At 71.5% G+C, this 21,921-nt stretch carries 18 protein-coding genes; 10 read left to right on the top strand and 8 right to left on the bottom strand.

What is annotated here, in order from left to right; all coding sequences use genetic code 11:
* Positions 1–45: 45 nt before the first annotated feature.
* The 6 genes from hppD to AGRA3207_RS28845 all read left to right on the top strand — a co-directional run bounded on the left by hppD (position 46) and on the right by AGRA3207_RS28845 (position 7,746).
* Complete coding sequence (gene hppD, locus AGRA3207_RS28870; RefSeq protein WP_231330200.1) at positions 46–1,137, top strand: 4-hydroxyphenylpyruvate dioxygenase; 1,092 nt, start codon at positions 46–48, stop codon at positions 1,135–1,137.
* A gap of 162 nt (positions 1,138–1,299) precedes the next feature.
* On the top strand, positions 1,300–2,073 hold the full coding sequence (locus AGRA3207_RS28865; RefSeq protein WP_231330198.1) for an RDD family protein: 774 nt from the start codon (positions 1,300–1,302) through the stop codon (positions 2,071–2,073).
* A gap of 77 nt (positions 2,074–2,150) precedes the next feature.
* The gene (locus AGRA3207_RS28860; RefSeq protein ID WP_231330197.1) at positions 2,151–3,047 is read left to right on the top strand and encodes an RDD family protein; all 897 of its coding nucleotides are present in this window, start codon (positions 2,151–2,153) and stop codon (positions 3,045–3,047) included.
* Positions 3,048–3,108: 61 nt separating this feature from the next.
* Positions 3,109–4,701, top strand: coding sequence for a M1 family metallopeptidase (locus AGRA3207_RS28855; protein ID WP_231330195.1), 1,593 nt, complete (start codon positions 3,109–3,111; stop codon positions 4,699–4,701).
* A 93-nt stretch (positions 4,702–4,794) separates the two neighbouring features.
* Positions 4,795–6,192, top strand: a complete 1,398-nt coding sequence (locus AGRA3207_RS28850; RefSeq protein ID WP_231330194.1) for a M1 family metallopeptidase — start codon at positions 4,795–4,797, stop codon at positions 6,190–6,192.
* Between the two features lie 117 nt (positions 6,193–6,309).
* Positions 6,310–7,746: a M1 family metallopeptidase gene (locus tag AGRA3207_RS28845; protein WP_231330192.1), complete on the top strand. Its 1,437-nt coding sequence runs from the start codon at positions 6,310–6,312 to the stop codon at positions 7,744–7,746.
* A 133-nt stretch (positions 7,747–7,879) separates the two neighbouring features.
* Here AGRA3207_RS28845 and ilvA read toward each other — a convergent pair whose 3' ends face one another.
* The 3 genes from ilvA to AGRA3207_RS28830 are packed head-to-tail and all read right to left on the bottom strand — an operon-like array spanning position 7,880 to position 11,260.
* Positions 7,880–9,100, bottom strand: a complete 1,221-nt coding sequence (ilvA, locus tag AGRA3207_RS28840; RefSeq protein WP_231330191.1) for a threonine ammonia-lyase — start codon at positions 9,098–9,100, stop codon at positions 7,880–7,882.
* Between the two features lie 25 nt (positions 9,101–9,125).
* A complete protein-coding gene (locus tag AGRA3207_RS28835) occupies positions 9,126–10,109 on the bottom strand; it encodes an ROK family protein (RefSeq protein WP_273699955.1) in 984 nt (327 codons plus the stop codon).
* On the bottom strand, positions 10,106–11,260 hold the full coding sequence (locus AGRA3207_RS28830) for an FIST signal transduction protein (RefSeq protein ID WP_231336421.1): 1,155 nt from the start codon (positions 11,258–11,260) through the stop codon (positions 10,106–10,108). Before AGRA3207_RS28830 ends, AGRA3207_RS28835 begins: the two co-directional genes overlap by 4 nt.
* A gap of 149 nt (positions 11,261–11,409) precedes the next feature.
* Between AGRA3207_RS28830 and AGRA3207_RS28825 the strand changes: the two genes are divergently transcribed.
* Genes AGRA3207_RS28825 through AGRA3207_RS28815 form a run of 3 tightly spaced genes read left to right on the top strand, consistent with a single transcriptional unit; the run spans position 11,410 to position 15,557 of the window.
* Positions 11,410–12,831 (top strand): sigma 54-interacting transcriptional regulator, encoded by a 1,422-nt coding sequence (locus AGRA3207_RS28825; protein WP_231330189.1) that lies wholly within the window; start codon positions 11,410–11,412, stop codon positions 12,829–12,831.
* A 24-nt stretch (positions 12,832–12,855) separates the two neighbouring features.
* On the top strand, positions 12,856–14,952 hold the full coding sequence (locus AGRA3207_RS28820; RefSeq protein ID WP_231330188.1) for a VWA domain-containing protein: 2,097 nt from the start codon (positions 12,856–12,858) through the stop codon (positions 14,950–14,952).
* Between the two features lie 38 nt (positions 14,953–14,990).
* Positions 14,991–15,557, top strand: a complete 567-nt coding sequence (locus tag AGRA3207_RS28815; RefSeq protein ID WP_231330186.1) for a hypothetical protein — start codon at positions 14,991–14,993, stop codon at positions 15,555–15,557.
* A gap of 3 nt (positions 15,558–15,560) precedes the next feature.
* Here AGRA3207_RS28815 and AGRA3207_RS28810 read toward each other — a convergent pair whose 3' ends face one another.
* Complete coding sequence (locus tag AGRA3207_RS28810) at positions 15,561–16,637, bottom strand: alpha/beta hydrolase (protein WP_231330185.1); 1,077 nt, start codon at positions 16,635–16,637, stop codon at positions 15,561–15,563.
* Between the two features lie 160 nt (positions 16,638–16,797).
* Positions 16,798–17,943 (bottom strand): cystathionine gamma-synthase, encoded by a 1,146-nt coding sequence (locus AGRA3207_RS28805; protein WP_231330184.1) that lies wholly within the window; start codon positions 17,941–17,943, stop codon positions 16,798–16,800.
* Between the two features lie 157 nt (positions 17,944–18,100).
* On the opposite strand from AGRA3207_RS28805, the gene AGRA3207_RS28800 reads away from it, so the two are divergent.
* Positions 18,101–20,263, top strand: a complete 2,163-nt coding sequence (locus AGRA3207_RS28800; RefSeq protein ID WP_231330182.1) for an MMPL family transporter — start codon at positions 18,101–18,103, stop codon at positions 20,261–20,263.
* A 122-nt stretch (positions 20,264–20,385) separates the two neighbouring features.
* Here AGRA3207_RS28800 and AGRA3207_RS39950 read toward each other — a convergent pair whose 3' ends face one another.
* The 3 genes from AGRA3207_RS39950 to AGRA3207_RS28790 form a co-directional block, all read right to left on the bottom strand.
* Positions 20,386–20,517, bottom strand: a complete 132-nt coding sequence (locus tag AGRA3207_RS39950) for a hypothetical protein (protein ID WP_273699954.1) — start codon at positions 20,515–20,517, stop codon at positions 20,386–20,388.
* 359 nt (positions 20,518–20,876) lie between these two features.
* Positions 20,877–21,122, bottom strand: coding sequence for an Imm74 family immunity protein (locus AGRA3207_RS28795; RefSeq protein WP_231330181.1), 246 nt, complete (start codon positions 21,120–21,122; stop codon positions 20,877–20,879).
* A gap of 53 nt (positions 21,123–21,175) precedes the next feature.
* Entirely contained in the window at positions 21,176–21,853 is a 678-nt protein-coding gene (locus AGRA3207_RS28790) for an SUKH-4 family immunity protein (RefSeq protein ID WP_231330180.1), read from the bottom strand.
* Between the last annotated feature and the right edge of the window lie 68 nt (positions 21,854–21,921).

Here is a 21,921-nt window from a genome sequence, read left to right as displayed (position 1 = left end):
TTCCACTGTTGCGCACGTTGTCGCCCCTTGTCGAGATTAGGTGGCATGGATGAGTTTCCGGTCAAGGGCATGGACGCCGTCGTCTTCGCCGTCGGCAACGCCCACCAGGCAGCGCATTACTACTCGACCGCCTTCGGCATGCGGAGGGTCGCCTACCGCGGACCTGAGAACGGCCTTCGCGAGGAGGCCGTGCATGTACTGGAGTCCGGGAGCGCCCGGTTCGTCTTGCGCGGACCCACGCGGGCGGGCACCGAGGTCGGGCGGCACGTCGCCGCGCACGGCGACGGCGTGGTGGACCTCGCGATCGAGGTGCCCGACGTCGAGGCCGCCTACCGGCACGCCCTCGCCCACGGCGCCACCGGACTGGAGGAGCCGAACGTCCTGGAGGACGAGCACGGCAAGGTGACGGTCGCCGCCATCGCCACCTACGGCGAGACGCGGCACTCGCTGGTCGACCGCTCCCTGTACTCGGGCCCGTACCTGCCCGGCTTCGAGGCGGCCGATCCGATCGTCGAGCCGCCGGACAAGCGGATCTTCCAGGCGATCGACCACTGCGTCGGCAACGTCGAGCGCATGGACGAGTGGGCCGACTACTACCACCGCGTCATGAACTTCACGGACATGGCCGAGTTCGTCGGAGCCGACATCGCCACCGAGTACTCCGCGCTGATGTCCAAGGTCGTCGCGGACGGCACCCGCAAGGTGAAGTTCCCCCTGAACGAGCCGGCGGAGGGCAAGCGCAAGTCGCAGATCGACGAGTACCTGGAGTTCTACGGCGGCCCGGGCGTCCAGCACATCGCGCTGGCGACCAACGACATCCTGGCGTCGGTCGACCGGATGCGCGCGGCGGGGGTGGAGTTCCTCCAGTGCCCCGACTCCTACTACGAGGACCCGGAGCTGCGCGCGCGCATCGGCCAGGTGCGGGTCCCGATCGACGAGCTGCAGAAGCGCCGCATCCAGGTCGACCGCGACGAGGACGGCTACCTGCTGCAGATCTTCACCAAGCCCGTCCAGGACAGGCCGACGGTGTTCTTCGAGCTGATCGAGCGGCACGGCTCGATGGGCTTCGGCAAGGGCAACTTCAAGGCGCTGTTCGAGGCGATCGAGCGGGAGCAGGAGCGCCGCGGGAACCTGTGACGCCCCGTCCCACCGGTCGGGGGCTCGGCCCCGGACGTGCCGCGCCGCGCCCGGGGCCGAGACCGGAGGTCACTCCGGCAGCCCCTTGGATGCCCTGACCGGTCCGTCCACGCATACCTCCGGGTGACATTGCACCGTCCCGGACGGGCACACTGTGTGGCCATGAGCGAACCGCCCCAGAAGCCGCAAGACTGGCAAGCCCCCGACACCGCCCCGCACCAGGACGAACCCGCCGACCGTCCCCCGCCGTACCAGGGCTCGTACGGCAGCGGACCGGCCGGGGCCCAGCCGCTGCCCGCCTACCCCCAGCCGGGTGGCGCGCAGCAGCCCTACGGGCAGCCCGCCTACGGCCCTCCCGGGCATGGCGGCCCGGGCGACCACCTGGCGGGACGCTGGGCCCGGCTCGGCGCGGCGCTGCTGGACGGCCTGATCGTCGGCGTGGTCTCGCTCCCCTTCCTCATCCAGGCGATCCGCTGGGACCGGCTGAAGGAGATCTCCGAGTCCGGCGAGACCGCCACCCCGTCCGACATGTACGACATCCCGCGTCTTCTCATCGGCTACGCCGTCGCGTTCGTCCTGGGATTCGCCTACTACACGGTCCTGCACGCCAGATGGGGGCAGACGGTCGGCAAGCGGGCCGCCGGGATCCGGCTGGTCCGCGCGTCCGACCAGGCGGCGGTCGGCTGGGGACAGGCCGCGGCCAGGCAGGGGTTCGTCTACCTGATCACGATCGGCACGGCCGTCCTCAACCTCCTCGGGCCCGCCGGGGGCCTGGTGGGCATCGCGGGACTGCTCGACAACGCCTGGATCCTCTGGGACGCGCGGCGTCAGGCCCTTCACGACAAGGTGGCCGGGACGATCGTGGTGAAGGCCCCTTCGTGGGCGCCCAATCCGTACGCCAAGCACCCGGTCCCGGGTGATCCCGGCAATCTTTGATCATTCAAATGTAAATTTTCCCGGCGCTCCGGGCGCGGCGACGTTTAGGCAGGGTCTGTCCGGCCCACTTTGACGGCATGACGCAACCGCCGAACGACCCCGCGCCCGGGGAAGAGCCGGAGCACCGCCCCCACTCTCAGGAACCGTCCTACGGCGGGCAGGAGGACCCTAGAGGGCCCGGCCCGTACGAGGGTCCCCCCTATGGGGGCCAGCAGCAGCCTGGTTATGGACAACAACCCGGTTACGGGCAGCAGCCTGGTTACGGGCAGCAGCCTGGTTACGGAGAACAGCCCGGATACGGGCAACAGCAGCCGGGATACGGCGAGCAACCTGGCTATGGGCAGCAGCAGCCTGGGCAGGGCGGGCAACCCGGGTACGGCCAGCAGCCCGGCTATGGGCAACAGCCCGGATACGGGCAGCAGGAGCCATATCCCGGGACGCCGGGGGCCGGGGGGCTTCCCCGGTACGGCGGGGGCGCCGGCGAGTACGTCGATCCGGCGGCGGGGCTGGCCAGCCGGTGGGCGCGGCTGGGAGCGGCCATCGTGGACGCGATCCTCCTCGGCATCGTGACCGGGCTGGTGTCGCTGCCGTTCGTCGACTGGGGCCGCGTCTTCGACCCGGACGAGGGCGACTCCTTCTACGACGGCGGCCAGGCGGCGTCGAACGCGTTCGGCATCGTGCTGGGGTTCCTGTACTTCTGGCTGATGCACGCCAAGTGGGGGCAGACGGTCGGGAAGAAGCTGCTGAAGATCCGGGTCGTCCGGGAGGAGGACGGGGGGCCGATCGGGTTCGGGAGGTCCGCGGGCCGGTCGGCGTTCTACACCGTCCTCGGCGGGATCTGCGGGTGCATCGCGCTGATCGACGTCGCATGGATCCTCTGGGACCAGCGCAAGCAGGCGCTGCACTGCAAGGTCGCCCACACCGTCGTGACGAAGGCCGATCGGCACGCACCCGACCCGTACGCCCGCCGCTGAGGCGGTTGAGCCTGTCCTTCCGAGTTGCCCAGCGTGCCCGATCACGGGCAGGCTGGTCGGTGTGCATAAGGCCGGAAACACGCCCAGTCCCCGCCGCAACGGCACGCGCGTCGCGTTCCGCGCCGCGGCCGGGCTGGCCGCTCTCGCCGTCGCGGGGTCGCTGACCGCCTGCCAGACCCCGTTCGGCGACGAGGACGACCCGGGGGCGGGGACGTCGGGCCCGCCCCCCGCCGCTCCCCCCGACGGCCCGGCCGTCTCCGGACCGGCGGGCCCCACCAGCGCGGGCGACACGTACGTGCCCGGTGACGGCAACGGCGGCTACGACGTCCAGCACTACGGGCTGAAGCTGGCCGTCACGCCGGGCGGCGCGAAGGAGCTCGACGGCACCGCCACCATCACCGCGACCGCGACGGCGCGGCTGGCGCGCTTCAACCTCGACCTGACGGCGCTGGACGTCTCGTCCGTGACGGTGGACGGGGCGCCGGCGCGGCAGCAGCGCGGCGGGAGCGAGCTGGAGATCACCCCGGCCAAGGCCCTGGAGAAGGGCGCGAAGTTCACGACGGTGGTGAAGTACTCCGGGACTCCGCGGCCCGTGTCCGACCCGATCCTCGGCAAGTACGGGTGGGTGCGCACGCCCGACGGGGTGTTCGTGGCGTGCCAGCCGAGCGGCGCGCACACCTGGTTCCCGAGCAACGACCATCCGAGCGACAAGGCGGCGTTCGACTTCGAGGTGACCGTGCCGCCGGGGCTGACGGCCATCGCCAACGGCGAGCCCGAGTCCCCGCTGCCCGGATCATCCGGCGGCGGCGCGCCCAGCTCGGGCCCGGGCGGGGGCACGCCGCCCGGCGGCTCGCAGGACCCGACGGTCGTCCCGGCCGCCGCGCGGCTGGCGACCACCACCAAGTGGCACGTCAAGGACCCGATGGCCACGTACCTGGCGACGGTCACCGTCGGCCGGTTCGATGTCCGGACGGGCCGCACCGCGGGCGGCGTGCCCGTCATCACGGCGGTCGACCCGACGCTGCCCACGGTGAACGTCGATACCTTCCACAAGCTGAACGCCCAGATCACCGAGGAGTGGGCGAAGCTGTTCGGCCCCTATCCGTTCACGTCGACCGGCGGGCTGATCGACAACGCGGGGGTCGGGTTCGCGCTGGAGACGCAGACGCGCCCGGTGTACGGGGCGTTCGGCCTCCAGCCGACGATCGTCGCGCACGAGCTGGCGCACCAGTGGTTCGGCGACAGCGTGAGCGTCACGCGCTGGCAGGACATCTGGCTGAACGAGGGCTTCGCGACCTACGCCGAGTGGATGTGGGACGAGAAGACCGGCGGCCGGTCGGTGAAGGAGCACTTCGACGAGCTGTACGGCGACCCGGGGAACCGGGAGCTGTGGGACGTCCCGACGGGCAACCCGGGCCGCGGGCAGATGTTCGGCAGGTCCGTCTACGACCGGGGCGGGCTGACGTTGCACGCGCTCCGCACGAAGGTCGGGGACGCCACGTTCTTCAAGATCCTCCAGGCGTGGACGAAGGAGCGGCGGCACGCCAACGCGACGACGCCGCAGTTCATCGCGGTGGCGGACCGGGTGTCCGGGCAGAGGCTCGACCCGTTCTTCGACGCGTGGCTGTTCAAGCGGGGCCGTCCGTCCCTCTGAGGACCGTCCGGGGCGGGTGAAGAACGGGCAAGGACACGGTCAAGCACGGCCGGGCGGCACGCCTCCGGGACGTGGCCGGGCCATGATCTGCCCGTGAGCGGCCCACCTGGACGGATGACCACGGCGCTGGCCGCCGCGACCCTGCTGGTGTCGGCGCACGGCGCCTCCGCCACGGCGGACGGGCCGCCCGGCGCACCGGGCGCCGCCGGGATCGGCGACGCCTACTTCCCCGGCGCCGGGAACGGCGGCTACGACGTCGCCCACTACGACGTCGCGCTGGCCTACGCCGGGCCGCGGACCGGCGAGGTGGACGCCACGATCGCGGTGACCGCGCGTGCCACGCAGGACCTGTCGGCGTTCAACCTCGACTACAGCGGCCCCCGGATCGTCGGCGTGACCGTCGACGGACGGTCCGCCCCGTACACGCGCGCGGGCCAGGAACTCACCGTCACCCCCGGCGCGGCCATTCCCGACGGCCGGACGTTCACGACCATCGTCCGGTACGCGGGCAGGCCGGGGCCCGTCCGGAAGCAGGGCGCCGGGACGTACGGGTGGGTTCCGTCCAAGGACGGCGCGCTCGTCGTGGCCGAGCCGGACGGCGCGCCGACGTGGCTGCCCGTCAACGACCATCCCCGCGACAAGGCCACCTGGTCGTTCCGCGTCACCGTCCCGAAGGGCCTGCGGGCCCTCGCCAACGGCACGCCGGGCCCCACCGTCCAGGACGGCGCCACCACCACCTACCGGTGGGACGAGCGGTCGCCCATGGCGACCTACCTCGCCACGGTCGCGATCGGCTCCTTCCAGGTGCGCGAGACCATGGCCGGGCGCATCCCCGTGATCACGGCGGTGGACCCGAAGTTCGCGGCGTCCGCCAAGGAGCTGGAGAGCCGCACCGTCAAGGCGCTGACCTGGGCGTCGAGCGTCTTCGGCCCGTACCCGTTCGCGACGGCGGGCGGGATCGTGGACGACGTCCGTCTCGACTACGGGCTGGAGACGCAGGAGCGGCCCGTCTACGGCGGCTTCGTCCCGGACGACGACTTCGTCGCCCACGAGATGGCGCACCAGTGGTTCGGCGACAGCGTCAGCGTCCACGAGTGGCGCGACATCTGGCTGAACGAGGGCTTCGCCACCTACGCCGAGTGGCTGTGGCGCGAACACGGCGGCAAGGACTCCGCCAAGAAGATCTTCCAGCGCTACCACGCGCAGCCGGCGGGCTCCCCGGTCTTCGTCCCGCCGCCGGGCGACCCCGGCGCGAGGCACCTGTTCGGCTTTTCGGTCTACGTCCGCGGCGCGATGTGCCTCCAGGCCCTGCGCGACCGCGTCGGTGACCCGGCCTTCTTCTCGATCCTGCGGACGTGGGCGGACGCGCGGCGCGACTCGTCGGCGACGACGTCCCAGTTCATCGCGCATGCCGAGCGCGTTTCCGGCAAGAAGCTCGGAACCCTGTTCACCGCGTGGCTGTTCACCCCGGGGAAACCGGAGAAGTGGTGATCTACAACCGGACTTATCCGACAATTCCACACCGGGCCGGTCGCTCCTAGGGCGGATCGCTCTTGCGAACCCGCAGCCCACCAGAAATTCTATGGCTTCATGACGAGGACGAGGTCCATGACCAGAACCCCCAAAGCGCTGTCCGCCGTCGCGCTGAGCGTCGCCGCGGGCCTGCTCGTGCCGGCCGCGCCCGCCGACGCCGCCGGCCATTTCACCCCCGGTGCCCCCGGCGCCGGGGACCCGTACTTCCCCGATATGGGCAACGGCGGCTACGACGTCGCCCATTACGGCATCGGCCTGAAGTACGACCCGAAGACGAAGGCCATCACGGCGATCACCCGGATCACCGCGCGGGCCACCCAGAACCTTTCCCGTTTCGACCTGGACTTTCTCGGCCCCCTGAAGATCTCCTCGCTGAGGGTGAACGGCCGCACGGCGTCCTACGCGCGGACGGGCGCGCAGGAGCTGGTCATCACGCCGCGCAAGGGGCTGCGCAAGAACCACCGCTTCACCGTGACCGTCGCGTACTCGGGCGTCCCGCAGACCGTGCAGGACCCGGCGCTCGGCACGTCCGGGTGGGTGCCGACGCCGGACGGCGCCGTCATGCTGAACCAGCCGACGGGCGCGGCCACGGTCTTCCCCGTGAACGACCACCCGACCGACAAGGCGACCTACACCTTCGTCCTGACCACGCCCAAGGGCATCACGGCCCTCGCCAACGGCAATCCCGCGGGCAGCCGCACCCGGAACGGCTGGACGACGGCGCGCTGGGAGGTCCGCGATCCGATGGCCAGCGAGCTGTCCATGCTCGCGATCGGGAGGTTCGACGTCCTCACCGGACGCACCCGCGGCGGCGTCCCGAACCTGACCGCCACCGACAAGGTCCTCGGCATCGGCCCGGACCTCGCGAAGCAGTTCCTCGACCAGACCGCGCAGGTCACCGACTTCCAGTCGTCCCTGTACGGCCGCTACCCGTTCACCGCCACTGGCGGGATCGCCGTCAAGGCGGGCATCGACTACGCGCTGGAGACGCAGAGCCGCCCCGTGTACGACATGCGCCGCGGCGGCGCCATCCCGAGCGGGACCCTGCTCGCGCACGAGCTGGGCCACCAGTGGTTCGGCGACACGGTCTCGCCCAAGCGGTGGGCCGACATCTGGCTGAACGAGGGCTTCGCGACCTACTCCGAGTGGCTGTACTCGGAGAAGTTCTCCGGCATCCCCGTCCAGAAGAGCTTCGACGACGCGTTCTCGGCGCCGCCGACCAGCTCGCTGTGGAAGGGCAAGGTCTCCGACCCGGGCCGCGACGGCATCTTCGACGGCCTCGTCTACGACCGTGGCGCCATGGCCATCCACACCCTGCGCCGCACCATCGGCGACAAGACGTTCTACCGGCTGCTCAAGGCGTGGCCCGCCGCCTACCGGCACGGCAACGCCTCGACCGAGGACTTCGTCCGCTTCGCCGAGCGGCTCTCGCACCGGAGCCTGCGCACGTGGGCCACGACCTGGCTCTACTCCGAGGGCAAGCCCCCGCTCAGCCACCCGAAGGGGAGTTGACCGCACGAGTCCGTGCCAAGGACCCCGGCCACCACGCGCACGCCACCGGCCCGCGTGAGGCGACGCGGAAACGAGCCTCACGCGGGCCGAACGCCGAGCGAGGACGTCCTCGCATCGCCGCGCCGGGGCCGGATCAGCTGCTGATCGTGTAACCCTTCTCGCGCAGGCGGCCGATGACGTCCTCGGAGTGGTCGGCGCCGCGGGTCTCCAGGTGCATCAGGACCTCGGCCTCCTCGACGTGCAGACGCGCGGCGACGCGCTCGTGCATGACGTCCAGGACGTTGACGCCGAGTTCGGCCAGCTCGCTGAGCAGCGTCACGAGGGCGCCCGGGCGGTCCTTCAACCGGCACCGGACGACGAGGTAGCGGCCGGTGCCCGCCAGGCCGTGGCGCAGCACCTTCGACAGCAGCAGCGGGTCGATGTTGCCGCCCGACAGCAGCACCACCACGGGCGTCCGGACGGCGTAGGAGTGTTCCAGCAGCGCCGCGACACCGGCGGCGCCCGCCGGTTCGACGACCTGCTTGGCACGTTCGAGGCAGAGCAGCAGCGCCTGCGAGATCGACTCCTCGGTCACGGTGACGACCGCGTCGACGAGCTCGGTGAACAGGTCGAAGGTGAGGTCGCCGGGGCGTCCGACGGCGATGCCGTCCGCCATCGTGGCCTCGATCTCGACGCGGGTGGGGCGGCCCGCGGCGAGCGAGGCGGGGAACGCCGCCGCCCGCTTGGCCTGCGCGCCGACCACCTTCACGTCGTGGCCGCCGGTCTCCTTCGCGACGCCCTTGAGCGCGACGGCGATGCCCGACATCAGCCCGCCGCCGCCGACGGCGCCCACCACGGTCCGGGCGTCGGGGCACTGGTCGAGGATCTCCAGCCCGATGGTGGCCTGCCCGGCGACCACGTCCGGATGGTCGAACGGGTGGATCAGGACGGCGCCGCGCTCGGCGGCGTACTCCTCGGCGGCGACCAGGCAGTCGTCCACGGTCGGGCCCGGGAAGACCACGTCGGCGCCGTATCCGCGGGTCGCGGCGACCTTCGGCAGCGGCGCGCCCGCCGGCATGAAGACCGTCGCCTTGCAGCCGAGCATGGACGCCGCCAGCGCGACGCCCTGCGCGTGGTTGCCCGCACTGGCCGCGACGACGCCGCGGGCCCGTTCGGCGTCGCCGAGCCGGGCGATCCGCACGTACGCGCCGCGGATCTTGAACGATCCGGTGCGCTGGAGGTTCTCGCACTTCAGCAGGACGGGCCCGCCGATGGCCTCCGACAGGACCCGCGAGCGGATCAGGGGGGTGGTGACGGCCACGTCACGGAGCAGCTCACGCGCGGCCCGGACGTCGTCGACGCTGACGAGGGTCATAGCCCCGATCTTCCCATGACCTTGATCAGTCGGCGCTCCAGTAGCGGTCACCTGCGAAGACCAGGGCGGCGGCGCCGATCAGGCCCGCGGTCTGGCCGAGGGCGGCAGGGACGATCCGGACCCTGCGCGCGAAGTCCATCCGCGCGTGCGCGCGGAACGCCTCCTCCAGCGGGTCGAACAGCAGCGCGCCCGCCTGGGAGACGCCGCCGCCGATCGCCGTCACCTCCAGGTCGCACAGGTGGGTGGCGGACGCGACCGCGACGCCGATGGCGTGGCCGGCGCGGCGCATCGCGGCGACGGCGACGGGGTGGCCGCGGCGGGCGTCGGCGGCCAGCTCGATGCCGGTCACGTCCGGGCTCCCGGGACGCCAGCCCTGCTCCTGCGCCCACGCGACGAGGCCGGGGCCGCGCGCGACGGCCTCCAGGCAGCCCCGCCCCCCGCATTCGCAGGGCGGCCCGTCGGGGTCGACGACGACGTGGCCGATGTGCCCGGCGTTGCCGCTGGCGCCGTCGACGAGCCGCCCGCCGAGGACGAGGCCGCCGCCGACGCCCGTCGACACCACCATCCCGAGGACGTTGCCGCGGCCGCGTCCCGCGCCGCGCCAGTGCTCGCCGATCGCGACGCAGATGGCGTCGTTGTGGACGCGGACGGGCAGCCCCGGGTACCGGTCGCGGAGCCGCGCGCGCAGCGGGAACCCCCGCCAGGCGGGGATGTTGAGCGGGGACACCTCGGCGCCGGGCCAGGTCATCGGGCCGCCGCAGCCGGCGCCGACCCCGGCGAGGGGCGGGTCGCCCGCGTCGGCGGCGAGCTTGCCCAGCAGCGCCTCCAGGGTCCGCCACAGGCCCTCGGCGTCCAGCGCCGTCCCGTCCGGGGCGGGGCCGTCGGGGGTGGCGACGCGGTCGTAGGCGGCGACGCGGCCGCCGGGCTCGACGAGCGCCGCGGCCATCTTCGTCCCGCCGATGTCGACGGCGAGGACGGGCGCCTGGCCGGGCGCGGCGGGGTCGGTCACGCGGGCCGCCCGAACGCCAGGATGGACGCGGTGAACCCGTGCACGTGGTTGCGTCCCGCGACGGGGCCGATCTCGCCCGAGGCGAAGAACCCGCCGATGCCCGCGGGCCCGAACGCGCGGTCGAGCACCTTCGCGTCGTGGTCGGAGTCGGGGAACATCGCCTGGCCGCGCCCGTTGCAGGAGAACAGCAGCGCGCCCTCGACGGGCGCGAGGTCGAACCGCTCCAGGAGCGCGGCGAGGTCCTCCTCGGCGGCGCCCGCGTCGCGGACCTGGAAGCGGACGGTCCGCCCGACCTCCACGACGTCGCCGATCGCGATGGCGCCGCTGTCGGTGTCGGCGCCCACCACCCCGCGGACGAGGAAGTCGCCGTGCTCGTGCTCGTCGGCGTACTCGTCCATGGCCACGCCGATGAGCAGCCCCTGCCCGGCGAGCTCCTGGTCCTCCTCGGGCAGCCCCACGACGATCTGCTCCAGCTTCTCCAGCGCCGGGACGCCCGCCAGCTCGTAGAGGACGTTCTCGTCGGCCCGCGTCACGACCATGTCGGGCCCGATCGGGCGGGCGCCCTGGCTGACCACGGTGGCGGCGGCCACGTCGCCGCCGATCACCACCCCGACCGCGCCGTCGTCGTAGACGTCGCCCCCGACGAACAGCCGGGTCTCGCCGCGCTCCTCGCCGCCCGCGAGGCCGCCGACGAGCGGCAGGCCGGGCAGGGCGTCGTCCGAGCGCTCCACGAACGCGTCCACCGGGAAGCTGAACGGGTCGGCGAGCAGCACGGCCACCACGTCGTCGGGCCGACCCTCCGGCATCCCGACGACGATCAGCCGGTCCTCGGCCTTGAGCGTCTCCAGCCGGTACGGCTCCAGCCGCGCGCCGGGCAGCACCGCCGCCCACGCGCTGACCGCGCCCGTCTCCTCGACGCCGCGGCCCGCGCCGATGACGCCGGACGCGCTGCACCCGAGCACCAGCGCGGGCGCGGCGGCCGCGGCGGCGTGCCGCGCCGCGGCCGCCACCTCGTCGGGGTCGTCGCCGCGGACGAACACGCACACCAGGTCCGGTGCCGCGCTCAGCGGCGCCAGGGCCTGCTCGACCGCGGACCCGGCCGCGCTGGTCAGGTCCGGGCCGAGGGCCAGGCCATCACCGAATCGCGCCATCGGCGCCGCCTCCCTCTCCGCGTTCACCGGCTCGCCTCACATCTCCAGTCTCCCCCGCCGCGCGCCGGACACCCAACACGTCGCCGGGCGTGGGACGAATACCGGCGTGAGGGTGCGATTCCCCGTACCGGCGACGTAATGTCGATCGCGTGCGTTCATCCACACCTCGCGAGACCACACTGGGCGATCTGCGCACCAGCGGTCACGTCCAGCGATCGGTGAAGGCCGAGATCCGCCACAACCTGCTCGCCCGGCTGAGGGCCGGCGAGCCGCGGTTCCCGGGGATCCTCGGATTCGACGACACCGTCCTCCCCCATCTGGAACGCGCCCTGCTCGCGGGGCACGACCTGGTGCTGCTGGGCGAGCGCGGCCAGGGCAAGACGCGGCTGATCCGCACCCTGGGCGGGCTGCTGGACGAGTGGACCCCGGTGGTGGCCGGCTGCGAGATCAACGACCATCCGTACGGGCCGGTGTGCGTGCGCTGCCGCCGCCTGGCCGCCGCCGAGGGCGACGCCCTGCCGGTCGCGTGGAAGCACCGGGACGAGCGGTACGGCGAGAAGCTCGCCACGCCCGACACCAGCGTCGGCGACCTCATCGGCGACGTCGACCCGATCAAGGTGGCCGAGGGCCGCACGCTCGGCGACCCCGAGACCGTCCACTTCGGGCTCGTCCCGCGCACCAACCGCGGGATCTTCTCCATCAACGAGCTGCCCGACCTCGCCGAGCGCATCCAGGTGGCGCTGCTCAACGTACTGGAGGAGCGGGACGTGCAGGTCCGCGGGTACGCGCTGCGGCTGCCGCTGGACGTGCTGCTCGTCGCGTCCGCCAACCCCGAGGACTACACCAACCGGGGCCGGATCATCACGCCGCTGAAGGACCGCTTCGGCGCGGAGATCCGCACCCACTACCCCCTCGAACTGCGGGCCGAGCTGGACCTGATCCGGCAGGAGGCCGACTTCGCCGATCTCGCGGGGTTGCCCGCGGAGGTCCCCGACCACCTGGTCGAGGTGATCGGGCGGTTCACCCGCCTCGTCCGGGAGTCGACGGCGGTGGACGCCCGCTCCGGCGTGTCGGCGCGGTTCGCGCTCGCGGGCGCGGAGACCGTCGCGGCGGGGGCGGTGCGGCGCGCCGCGCTCACCGGCGAGGAGCGCGCCGTCGCGCGGGTCTGCGACCTGCCGGCGGTCGTGCCGTCGCTGATGGGCAAGGTGGAGTTCGAGGTCAGCGAGGAGGGCCGCGAGCAGGAGGTGCTGGAGCACCTGCTGCGCCGGGCCGTCGCCGAGACCTACCGGCGGACGCTGGGCGCCGCCGACCTGACCGGGCTGCTGGACAAGTTCGACTCGGGCGAGCGGGTCGAGTCGGGCGAGCTGGTCGCGGCGGCCGAGCTGCTGCGCCGAATCGGCCAGGTCCCCGGGCTCGCCAAGATCATGGAAAGGCTGGGCATGAGCGGGGAGTCGCCCGGGCAGGCGGCGGCCGCGCTGGAGTTCGCCCTGGAGGGGCTGTTCCTCACCAGGCGTCTGTCGAAGGACGTCTCCGATGGACGAGCCGACGGGACGGCCACCTATCGCACCTGAGGTCTCCACGGGCAAGGAGGGTCGATGAGCGGTTACCGCTACGGCGCGTACGAGGACGGACCCGATCCGCTGGCCCCGCCGTACGACGTCCGCGACGCCCTGGACGCCATGGGCGACTCGGTGCTGGACGGCACCCGCCCCGACGACGCGCTGCGGGAGCTGCTGCGGCGGGGCCTGCCCGGCGCGGAGGGCCGCCGTGGGCTCGATGACCTGCTCCGTGAGGTCCGGGAGCGGCGCCGCGCGCTCCGCAACCGGGGTCGCCTGGACGGCACCCTGGAGCAGGCGCGCGCGCTGCTCGACACCGCCATCGGCCAAGAGCGCGCGGAGCTGTTCCCCGATCCGAGTGACGAGGCGCGGCTGCGCGAGGCGGAGCTGGACACGCTGCCGGACGACACGTCCCAGGCGATCCGGCGGCTCTCGGACTACGAATGGCGCTCCGACGCGGCCCGTGCCACGTTCGAGCAGCTGAAGGATTTGCTGCGGCGCGAGGTGCTGGACGCGCAGTTCCAGGGCATGAAGCAGGCCCTGGAGAACCAGGATCCGGCCGCCATGCAGCGCGTCAAGGACATGATGGCCGCGCTGAACCAGATGCTGGAGCGCGACGCGCGCGGCGAGCACACCCAGGAGGACTTCGACCGGTTCATGGAGCAGTACGGGGACATGTTCCCCGACGCGCCCCGGAACCTGGAGGAACTGGTCGACGCGCTGGCGCGCCGGGCCGCCGCGATGGACCGGCTGCTGGCCTCGCTCAGCCCCGACCAGCGCGCCGAGCTGGCGGGCCTCATGGACCAGGCCATGCAGGACGCGGGCCTGGCGATGGAGATGACCCGGCTCGGCGACGCGCTGCGGGCGCGCCGTCCCGACCTCGCCTGGGGCGACGCCGAGCAGATGACCGGGCAGAACCCGCTGGGGATGGGCGACGCGACGACCGCGCTGGCGGAGCTGGCCGACCTCGCCGAGCTGGAGTCGGCGCTCGGCCAGGAGTACCCCGGCGCGCGGCTGGACGACATCGACGAGGACGCGGTCCGCCGCGCGCTCGGCCGGCAGGCCGTCGACGACCTGGCCGCGCTGCGCCGCATCGAGAAGGAACTGGAGCGGCAGGGCTTCCTCCAGCGCCGCCGCGGGAAGCTGGAGCTGACGCCGAAGGCGGTGCGGCGGCTCGGCGAGACCGCGCTGCGCCGGGTGTTCTCCCAGCTCACCTCGGGCCGTCAGGGGGACCACGACCAGCGGGACGCGGGCCAGGCGGGCGAGCTGACCGGCGCGAGCCGGGAATGGCGGTTCGGCGACGAGCAGCCCCTGGACGTCGTCCGGACGGTCGGCAACGCGATCCGCCGCAGCGCCATGGACGGCGGGCGCGGCCCCCTCGACGGCGGGCTCGTCACGCGCGTCCCGGCGACGGCGGCGGGCCCCGCGGCACCGGCGCCCGCGGTGCCCGCACCCGCGGCACCGGGCGCGCCGGACCGGACGGGCCTGGGGGGCGCGCGGCGTCCCGGCGGCGTCAGGCTCGGCGTGGACGACTTCGAGGTGCACGAGACCGAGCGGCGCACCGGCGCGGCCGTGTGCCTGCTGGTGGACCTGTCGTACTCGATGGTGCTGCGCGGGACGTGGGCGGCGGCGAAGCAGACCACGCTGGCGCTCCACACGCTGGTGACGAGCAAGTTCCCGCAGGACGCGATCCAGATCATCGGGTTCTCCAACTACGCGCGGGTCCTGCACCCGACGGAGATGGCGGGCCTGGACTGGGACATGGTCCAGGGCACCAACCTGCACCACGCGCTGATGATCGCGGGACGGCATCTGGACCGGCATCCCGACTTCGAGCCGATCGTGCTGGTCGTCACCGACGGCGAGCCCACCGCGCACCTGCGGCCCGACGGGCGCTCGCTGTTCGACTACCCGCCGTCCACCGACACGCTGGTGCTCACGCTCGCCGAGGTCGACAAGATGACCCGCCGCGGCGCCTGCATGAACTTCTTCATGCTCGCCGAGGACCGGCGGCTCGTGTCGTTCGTGGAGGAGGTCGCGCGCCGCAACGGCGGCCGGGTGTTCGCCCCGGACGCCGATCGGCTCGGCGAGTACGTCGTCAGCGACTACCTGAGGGTGCGGCGCGCCCGGCGCTGAGGACCCGCCGCGGGGGGAACGGGGCTAAGGTCGGCGTCATGTCGACTTCCGACCGCCTGCTCCTGCTCCTGCACATCGGTTTCGCGATCTTCACGCTGGGGCCGCTGACCGCCGCGACCATGTCCACCCCCCGCTACATCCGCAAGCGGAACGTGGTCGTGGTGCGCTACCTGCACCGCACCACGCAGATCTATGGTGTCGCGACCCTGGGGATCTTCCTGTTCGGCCTGGCCCTCGCGAAGGGCGACCTGGCGCAGGTGTGGTTGTCGGTGTCGATGACGCTGTTCGTCGTGGCGCTGGTCCTGCTGCTGATCGTGGAGCGCGACCAGCGGAAGGCGTCGCACCTGCTGGAGACCGCCGCGGCCGCCGGTGCGGCGGCGGCCGGTCCCGCGGCCGCCGCGTCGGCGACGCGTCCGGAGGGCGAGGCGGAGAAGGCGCGGGAGGAGGACGCCGGGAAGGACGTCCCGGCCGCGGGTCAGGCCGCGGCCACGCCCGCGGCGCGCGGCGACGTCGCGCAGGTGGAGCGGGGACGGATCGCGGCCATGTCCGGCGTCGTCGCCCTCATCTGGCTGGTGATCCTCGTCCTGATGGTGTGGAACGGCTGACCGTCATTTCATGTGCGCGTCGAGCCAGTCCACGATCTGCGGGTAGGTGTGCTCGTCCTCCAGCAGCCCGGACGCGTGCATCTCACCCTGGACGACCTTCACCGTCGCGGGGACCCCCGCGGCGCGCAGCGCGGCGGCGAGGCCGGTGCTCTGGGTGACCGGGACGAAGTCGCCGCTGGCGTGCATGAGCAGCATCGGCGCGTCACCCCCCGAGACGTGGTTGGTGGTGTTGGCGTCGTCCAGCCGCTTCCAGCACGGCGCGCCCGCACGCCCGCCGGGCACGCAGCGGACGAGGTCGACGACGGCCTTCCGCAGCATCCGCTTCGCGGGGACTGCGCCGGGCTCGGCGCCGTCCTGGTAGGCCAGGAACGGGTTGTTCGGCGGTGACAGCGCGATCACGCCGCGCACCCGCTGCCCGCCGGTGCCGTAGGTGCCGAGCTGGGTCGCGAGCATCCCGCCGGAGGACGAGCCGATCACGGCGATCCGGTTCGGGTCGAGGTTCCAGACCTTCGCGTGCTTCCGCATGAAGTCCAGCGCGGACATGGCGTCGTTGCGCTGCGCGGGCCACACCGCCTTCGGCGCGAGCCGGTAGTTCGACGCGAGGACGACGTACCCCTCGGCGGTCAGCCGCCGCGCGAGGTACTTCCAGCTGCTCTTGTCGCCGCCCTGCCAGTAGCCGCCGTGGATCACCAGGACGGCGGGGCGCGGCGCCGCCTTGGGCGCCGACGGCCGCCAGTAGGCGTCGATCCGCTGCCGGGACGCCTTGCCGTAGGCGTAGGTCTTGAACTTCGGGAGGCGGGGCGTGACCATCACGGCGCTGCCGGAGACGATGCCGTCGGTCGTCCCGACGCCGCCGGAGGAGCCCCCGGACGGCGCGGACGGGGACGCGGGCGGCGTAGTGGCGCCGGTCTCTGGGCTGCCCGACGGCGCGCCGGTGCCCGTCTCCTCGGACGGCCCGACGGTCGGCGCGGGCTTGGCGGGGCTCGGACCGGGGGCGGTGGCCTCGGCCCCCGTCGGAACGGCCAGCGCGGCCAGACATGTCGCGGCGAACGCCGCACCACACACCAGTACTTTGCGCACCCCGGGCCCTTTCTTGATGGAACCTGGCGGGCACATCATAGATGTTTGATCAAGTCCGGTGCGGGAAGGATGGGCAGTTCGTCCCATCGCCACCCGCGGGCGGCCGGTCGTCCCGCACCGGCCGCCCAGGGTGTTCTCGCAGGTCAGGATCGTTCCAGGGTCAGTCCAGCGCCTGCCGCAGATCCCGCAGAAGATCGGCAGCGTCCTCGATACCCACCGACAGCCGGACGAGGTCGCCGGGCACCTCCAGCGGCGAGCCCGCCGCCGACGCGTGCGTCATCCGGCCCGGGTGCTCGATCAGCGACTCGACGCCGCCGAGGGACTCTCCGAGCGTGAACAGCTTCGTCCGCTCACAGACCCGGACGGCCTCCTCCTCCGACGCCATCTGGAACGACACCATCCCCCCGAACGCCTTCATCTGCTTCGCCGCGACGTCGTGGCCGGGGTGCCCGGGCAGCCCCGGGTACAGCACCGTCCGGACGGCGGGGTGTCCGGTGAGCATCTCCACGATCCGCTCCGCGTTGGCGGAGTGCCGGTCCATGCGCACGCCGAGCGTCTTGATCCCCCGCAGGGTCAGCCACGCGTCGAACGGCCCGGCGACGGCCCCCATCGCGTTCTGGTAGAACGCCAGGCGCTCCCCCAGCGCGGCGTCCGCGGCGATCAGCGCGCCACCGATGACGTCGGAGTGACCGCCCATGTACTTGGTGGTGGAGTGCACGACCACGTCCGCGCCGAGGTCCAGCGGCCGCTGGAGGTACGGCGAGGCGAAGGTGTTGTCGACGACCAGCAGGGCGCCCGCGTCGTGCGCGACGACGGCCAGCGCCCGGATGTCGGCGATGTTGAGGAGCGGGTTGGTCGGCGTCTCCACCCAGATGATCTTCGTTTCGGGACGGACCGCCGCGCGGACGGCCTCGATGTCGCTGAGCGGCGCCGGGTCGAACGTCACCCCCCATGGGCCGGCCACCTTCGCGAAGAGCCGGTACGTCCCCCCGTAGGCGTCGTCCGGGATGATCACGTGGTCGCCCGGCTCGCACACCGCGCGCACGAGGGCGTCCTCGGCCGCCAGTCCCGACGCGAACGCCAGCCCCCGCTCGCCCCCCTCGATCCCGGCCAGACATACCTCCAGCGCGGTACGCGTCGGGTTCGCCGACCGGGAGTACTCGTAACCGCCCCGCAGTCCCCCGATGCCGTCCTGCTTGTAGGTCGAGACCTGGTAGATCGGCGGCACGACCGCCCCCGTCACCGGGTCGGCCTCCTGCCCCGCGTGGATCGCCAGGGTCTCGAACCCCTGAACCTCGTTGTCCATGGGAACGAGGCTATCCACCAGCGAGCCCTCCTGGAGGAGGAGGAGCTCCCCCGTAGGTATCACGCCCTAATTCGGCTCGGGGGTTGACCACAAGAGGGTGTCCGTTCCCTACCGTTTTACAGGTACCTCTAACCCACCCTTGATTGAAGGAAGACGCATGTTCGCTCGGCTCGCGCGCTTCGTCGTGAGACACCCGTGGTGGACGATTGTCGCCTGGCTCGTCGTGGCCGCGGTCGTCATCGTGTTCTCCCCCAAGCTGACCACCGAGTCCGACCAGGGCGACTTCCTGCCCTCGAAGTACGAGTCGGTCCAGGCGATGAAGGTGGCGGAGAAGGCGTTCCCCCAGCAGGAGGACACCTCCTCGCTGATCGTCGTGAAGCGGTCGGACGGCAGCCCGCTGACCCCGGCGGACAACGCCCGGGTCGACCAGGCCGCCAAGTCCCTCAACGCCAAGAAGCCCCCGACCGTCCAGGGCTTCGCCACGGGGGCGGACGCCGTGGCCCCCAACAAGGCCGTCCAAGTGATCATGGTGCCGATGAAGGGCACCTCCACCGAGGACAGCGAGAAGCAGGGCGACGCGGTCAAACAGATCCGCAAGGACCTGCCGGCGCTGCTCAAGGGCAGCGGGCTGGAGGCCAAGGTCGGCGGTGACGTGGCCGGCTTCGTCGACAACGAGGACTCCTTCAACAAGTCCTTCGAGATCGTCGGCATCGCCACCTTCGTCCTGATCATCGGGTTGATCCTGCTGATCTTCCGGGCACCGATCGCGGCGATCCTGCCGATCGTCGTGATCATGTTGACGATGCAGCTTTCGATGGGCCTCATCGGGGCCGCTTCGAAGGTGTTCGGCTTCTCCGGGGACGACAGCCTCAACACCATCATCCTGATCGTCCTGTTCGGCATCGGCGCCGACTACTACCTGTTCCTGATGTTCCGCTTCCGCGAGCGGCTCCGGGCCGGGGACGACAAGAAGACCGCGATGATCACCGCGGTGGAGCGCGTCGGCGAGGTCATCTCCTCGGCCGCCGCCGCCATCGCCGTGACGTTCCTGGTCCTCCTCCTCGCGACCTTCGGCGTGTTCAGCGCCTGGGGCCCGTCCCTCGCCATCGCGGTCGTCGTGATGGGCATCACGTCCCTCACCCTCTTCCCGGCGATCGTCTCGCTGCTCGGCACGGCCGTGTTCTGGCCGTCCAAGGCGTGGAAGAAGCAGCCGAAGGGCACCGTCTCCGCGGCGATCGGCCGCGGCGTGGGCCGCCGTCCCGCCGTCGCCGCGCTGCTGGCCGGCGTCGTGATGGTCGTGCTGGCCGCCGGCACCTTCGGCTTCAAGGCCGACTACGACTTCGCCGCGGGCTTCCCGCAGGACACCGAGTCGGCCCAGGCCACCAAGGACATGGAGAGGGGGTTCCCGCCCGGCCTCACCACGCCCGTCCAGGTGTTCATCAAGAGCAACGACGGGAAGCCGGTCACCGGGGCGCAGCTCGCCTCCTTCAGCCAGGCCGCCAAGTCCGCGCCGGGCGTCGGGAGGGTGCAGGAGCCCGTCCAGAACGCGGACAAGTCCGTCGCCCGCGTCGACCTGGTCCTCAAGACCAACCCGGTGTCGAACACGTCCATCAGCCTGGTCAAGAACGACCTGACCCCGGCCGTGCACAAGATCGCACCGGAGGGCACCCGCGCCTACGTCGGCGGTCAGACGGCGATCTTCGCCGACATCAACACCGTCAACAACCGCGACCTGTCGGTCATCCTGCCGGTGGCCGCGGTGCTGATCGCGCTGATCCTGGCCCTGCTGCTCAGGTCGGTGGTCGCACCGATCTACCTGGTCATCTCGGTCCTGCTGGGCTTCGCGGCCACGCTCGGTTCCGCGGTGTACGTCTTCCAGGGCGCACAGGGGGAGGCCGGCGTCACCTTCCAGCTGCCGATCGTCCTCTACCTGTTCGTCCTGGCCATCGGGACCGACTACAACATCCTGATGACGGCCCGCCTCCGGGAAGAGGCGAAGGAGGGCAACGAGCCACGCCAGGCCGCCGCCCTCGCCGTCCAGCACGGCGGCCCCACGGTCGCCGCGGCGGGCCTCATCCTCGCCGGCACCTTCTCGGTCATGATGCTGGCCCCGGTCTCGATGCTCAAGCAGATGGGCTTCTCGGTCGCGATCGGCATCGCCCTGTCGGCCTTCGTGATGTCGGCCTTCCTCGTCCCGGGCATCACCGCCCTGCTGGGCCACAAGGCCTGGTGGCCGGGCCACGGCGACGAGCCGAAGAAGAAGCTCCAGGGCCCGCAGGACCAGGTCCACCAGTACGCCCCTTCGGGCTACCGCCCGTAGGGCCACAGACGTCGGGTTGTGGGACCCCGGTCAGAAATGCCGCCCACAGGCCAGGGCCCCACAACCCGACACCCTCACCAACGAGACCCCCGGCGAAAGCCGGGGGTCTCCTCGTTGGATCCCTACTCCCAGCGGAACCGCAGATCATCACACTCGACCACGATGACCCCGCCGGTGAGCACGACCTCATGGCTGCACCCGCGCCCCAGCGGAAGGACCTCGTCCAGCACCCGCCAGTTCCAGCCCCTTGACACACCGCGGACTGGAGAAGTCGTAGTGCCCGGCGTCCAGCGCGAACTCCCGAGCCCCCTCCGGCAGACTCCCAGCCAACACCGGTAACTCGGCCAGATAAGCACTGACATCAACCGAGAACCCCACCCGCCCCGGCCCAGAGATCACCCGCCGAGTACCACTCGCCGATATGACCTTCCGATCCCAAGGTCTGTATGACATCTTAGATAAGGCGAGATTGCTCTTCCAAGCCCTCGGCGTGGCGCCAGGCCCGACCGGACAGAACATTGAGTATCAGGGTCGCCGCCTCGTGTGACATTGACTGCACCAGCGCGACTCCGGGCTTGAGCGCAAGAATCTAGCGTCCAGCGCGCTCACCCTGTCACGGCCTTTCACCTTCCCGTATCTCGAAGATCCAGCCCCGCTTGCCGGCCTCCTCGATGATCTCCGCGAGGAGCTCGCGTTTCCGCTCCGGGTCCAGCGGAGCGCCGTCCTCCCAGTGGGTGATGTATTCAGGGAAGATCAGGAAATCCGGACACCTCTCTAGAAGCGCTTCACCGACGACCTTCAGCCTCCTCTCATCGACATCGACCAGGACCAACCCCCTGCTAGGCCACTGCAACTGCATTTCTCACCCTGTCGATGATGAGCCCGGCCTCCGTCATGGAGTGCGCCAGGCTCCTACCCGTAGTCACCGTTCGCCACGTCACTGAGGAAGTCCGCCCAGTAACTGCCTGCGGCGAGTGATGGTGGATCCATCGAGGCGATCCGCTCGCGGATGGCCTCCGATACCGCGACCCAGCGTTGGACGTAGTCCTCGTCCATTTCCTCGTCCGCCCCATCGTCCAGATACTCACATCCGGAGATCAGCTCCTCACTCACGGCCATGATCTCTAGGAACGAAGCGAGATCCGAATTGATGAGCGACATCCCACCCCCCGCCTTAGGAACTTCCCAGATCGAGGAGCCCGCGGCCGAGATGCAGATTAGATCACCATCCCGCGTGAACCCTATGCCCACGGACTGCTCGGCTGAGAGCAGAGCCGACCGGAGGTCCTCAACCGCCTGGAAGCAATGGAAGAACCTGGCAGGGAGACTCTCTACGATCGGCTCGAATTTGAGCCCGGGACGCTGCTCAATCCGTCTCTGCAGGGGGATGCTCCCGTGTCTCGAATATCCATCCTCGATCGCGCGCCTCCTCGATGATCTCCTCGAGGAGCTTGCGCTTCCGGTCCCGGTCCAGTGGAGTCCCGTCCTCCCAGTGGGTGATGTACTCAGGGAGATCAGGAAATCCGGTCGCCTCTCCAGAAGGGCCTCTCCGATGACCTTCAGCCTCCTCTCGCCGACCTCGACCAGCACCGTTCCCCTCGTCGGCCACTGCAATCGCATCTCTCACCGCGTCAAACGATGGCGAATTCATTCAGGTG

The sequence above is a fragment of the Actinomadura graeca genome, from assembly GCF_019175365.1.
Taxonomy (GTDB): domain Bacteria; phylum Actinomycetota; class Actinomycetes; order Streptosporangiales; family Streptosporangiaceae; genus Spirillospora; species Spirillospora graeca.
Note: the sequence above shows the minus strand (reverse complement) of the source record. Positions and strands in the feature narration are given on the sequence as shown.

Excerpts from the sequence above, each read along its gene's own strand:
- ilvA (WP_231330191.1), bottom strand. The coding sequence starts at position 9,100 with ATGACCCTCGTCAGCGTCGACGACGTCCGGGCCGCGCGTGAGCTGCTC.
- AGRA3207_RS28805 (WP_231330184.1), bottom strand. The coding sequence starts at position 17,943 with ATGGACAACGAGGTTCAGGGGTTCGAGACCCTGGCGATCCACGCGGGG.
- AGRA3207_RS28845 (WP_231330192.1), top strand. The coding sequence starts at position 6,310 with ATGACCAGAACCCCCAAAGCGCTGTCCGCCGTCGCGCTGAGCGTCGCC.
- AGRA3207_RS28820 (WP_231330188.1), top strand. The coding sequence starts at position 12,856 with ATGAGCGGTTACCGCTACGGCGCGTACGAGGACGGACCCGATCCGCTG.
- AGRA3207_RS28815 (WP_231330186.1), top strand. The coding sequence starts at position 14,991 with ATGTCGACTTCCGACCGCCTGCTCCTGCTCCTGCACATCGGTTTCGCG.
- AGRA3207_RS28830 (WP_231336421.1), bottom strand. The coding sequence starts at position 11,260 with ATGGCGCGATTCGGTGATGGCCTGGCCCTCGGCCCGGACCTGACCAGC.
- AGRA3207_RS28860 (WP_231330197.1), top strand. The coding sequence starts at position 2,151 with ATGACGCAACCGCCGAACGACCCCGCGCCCGGGGAAGAGCCGGAGCAC.
- AGRA3207_RS28800 (WP_231330182.1), top strand. The coding sequence starts at position 18,101 with ATGTTCGCTCGGCTCGCGCGCTTCGTCGTGAGACACCCGTGGTGGACG.
- hppD (WP_231330200.1), top strand. The coding sequence starts at position 46 with ATGGATGAGTTTCCGGTCAAGGGCATGGACGCCGTCGTCTTCGCCGTC.
- AGRA3207_RS28865 (WP_231330198.1), top strand. The coding sequence starts at position 1,300 with ATGAGCGAACCGCCCCAGAAGCCGCAAGACTGGCAAGCCCCCGACACC.
- AGRA3207_RS28795 (WP_231330181.1), bottom strand. The coding sequence starts at position 21,122 with ATGCAGTTGCAGTGGCCTAGCAGGGGGTTGGTCCTGGTCGATGTCGAT.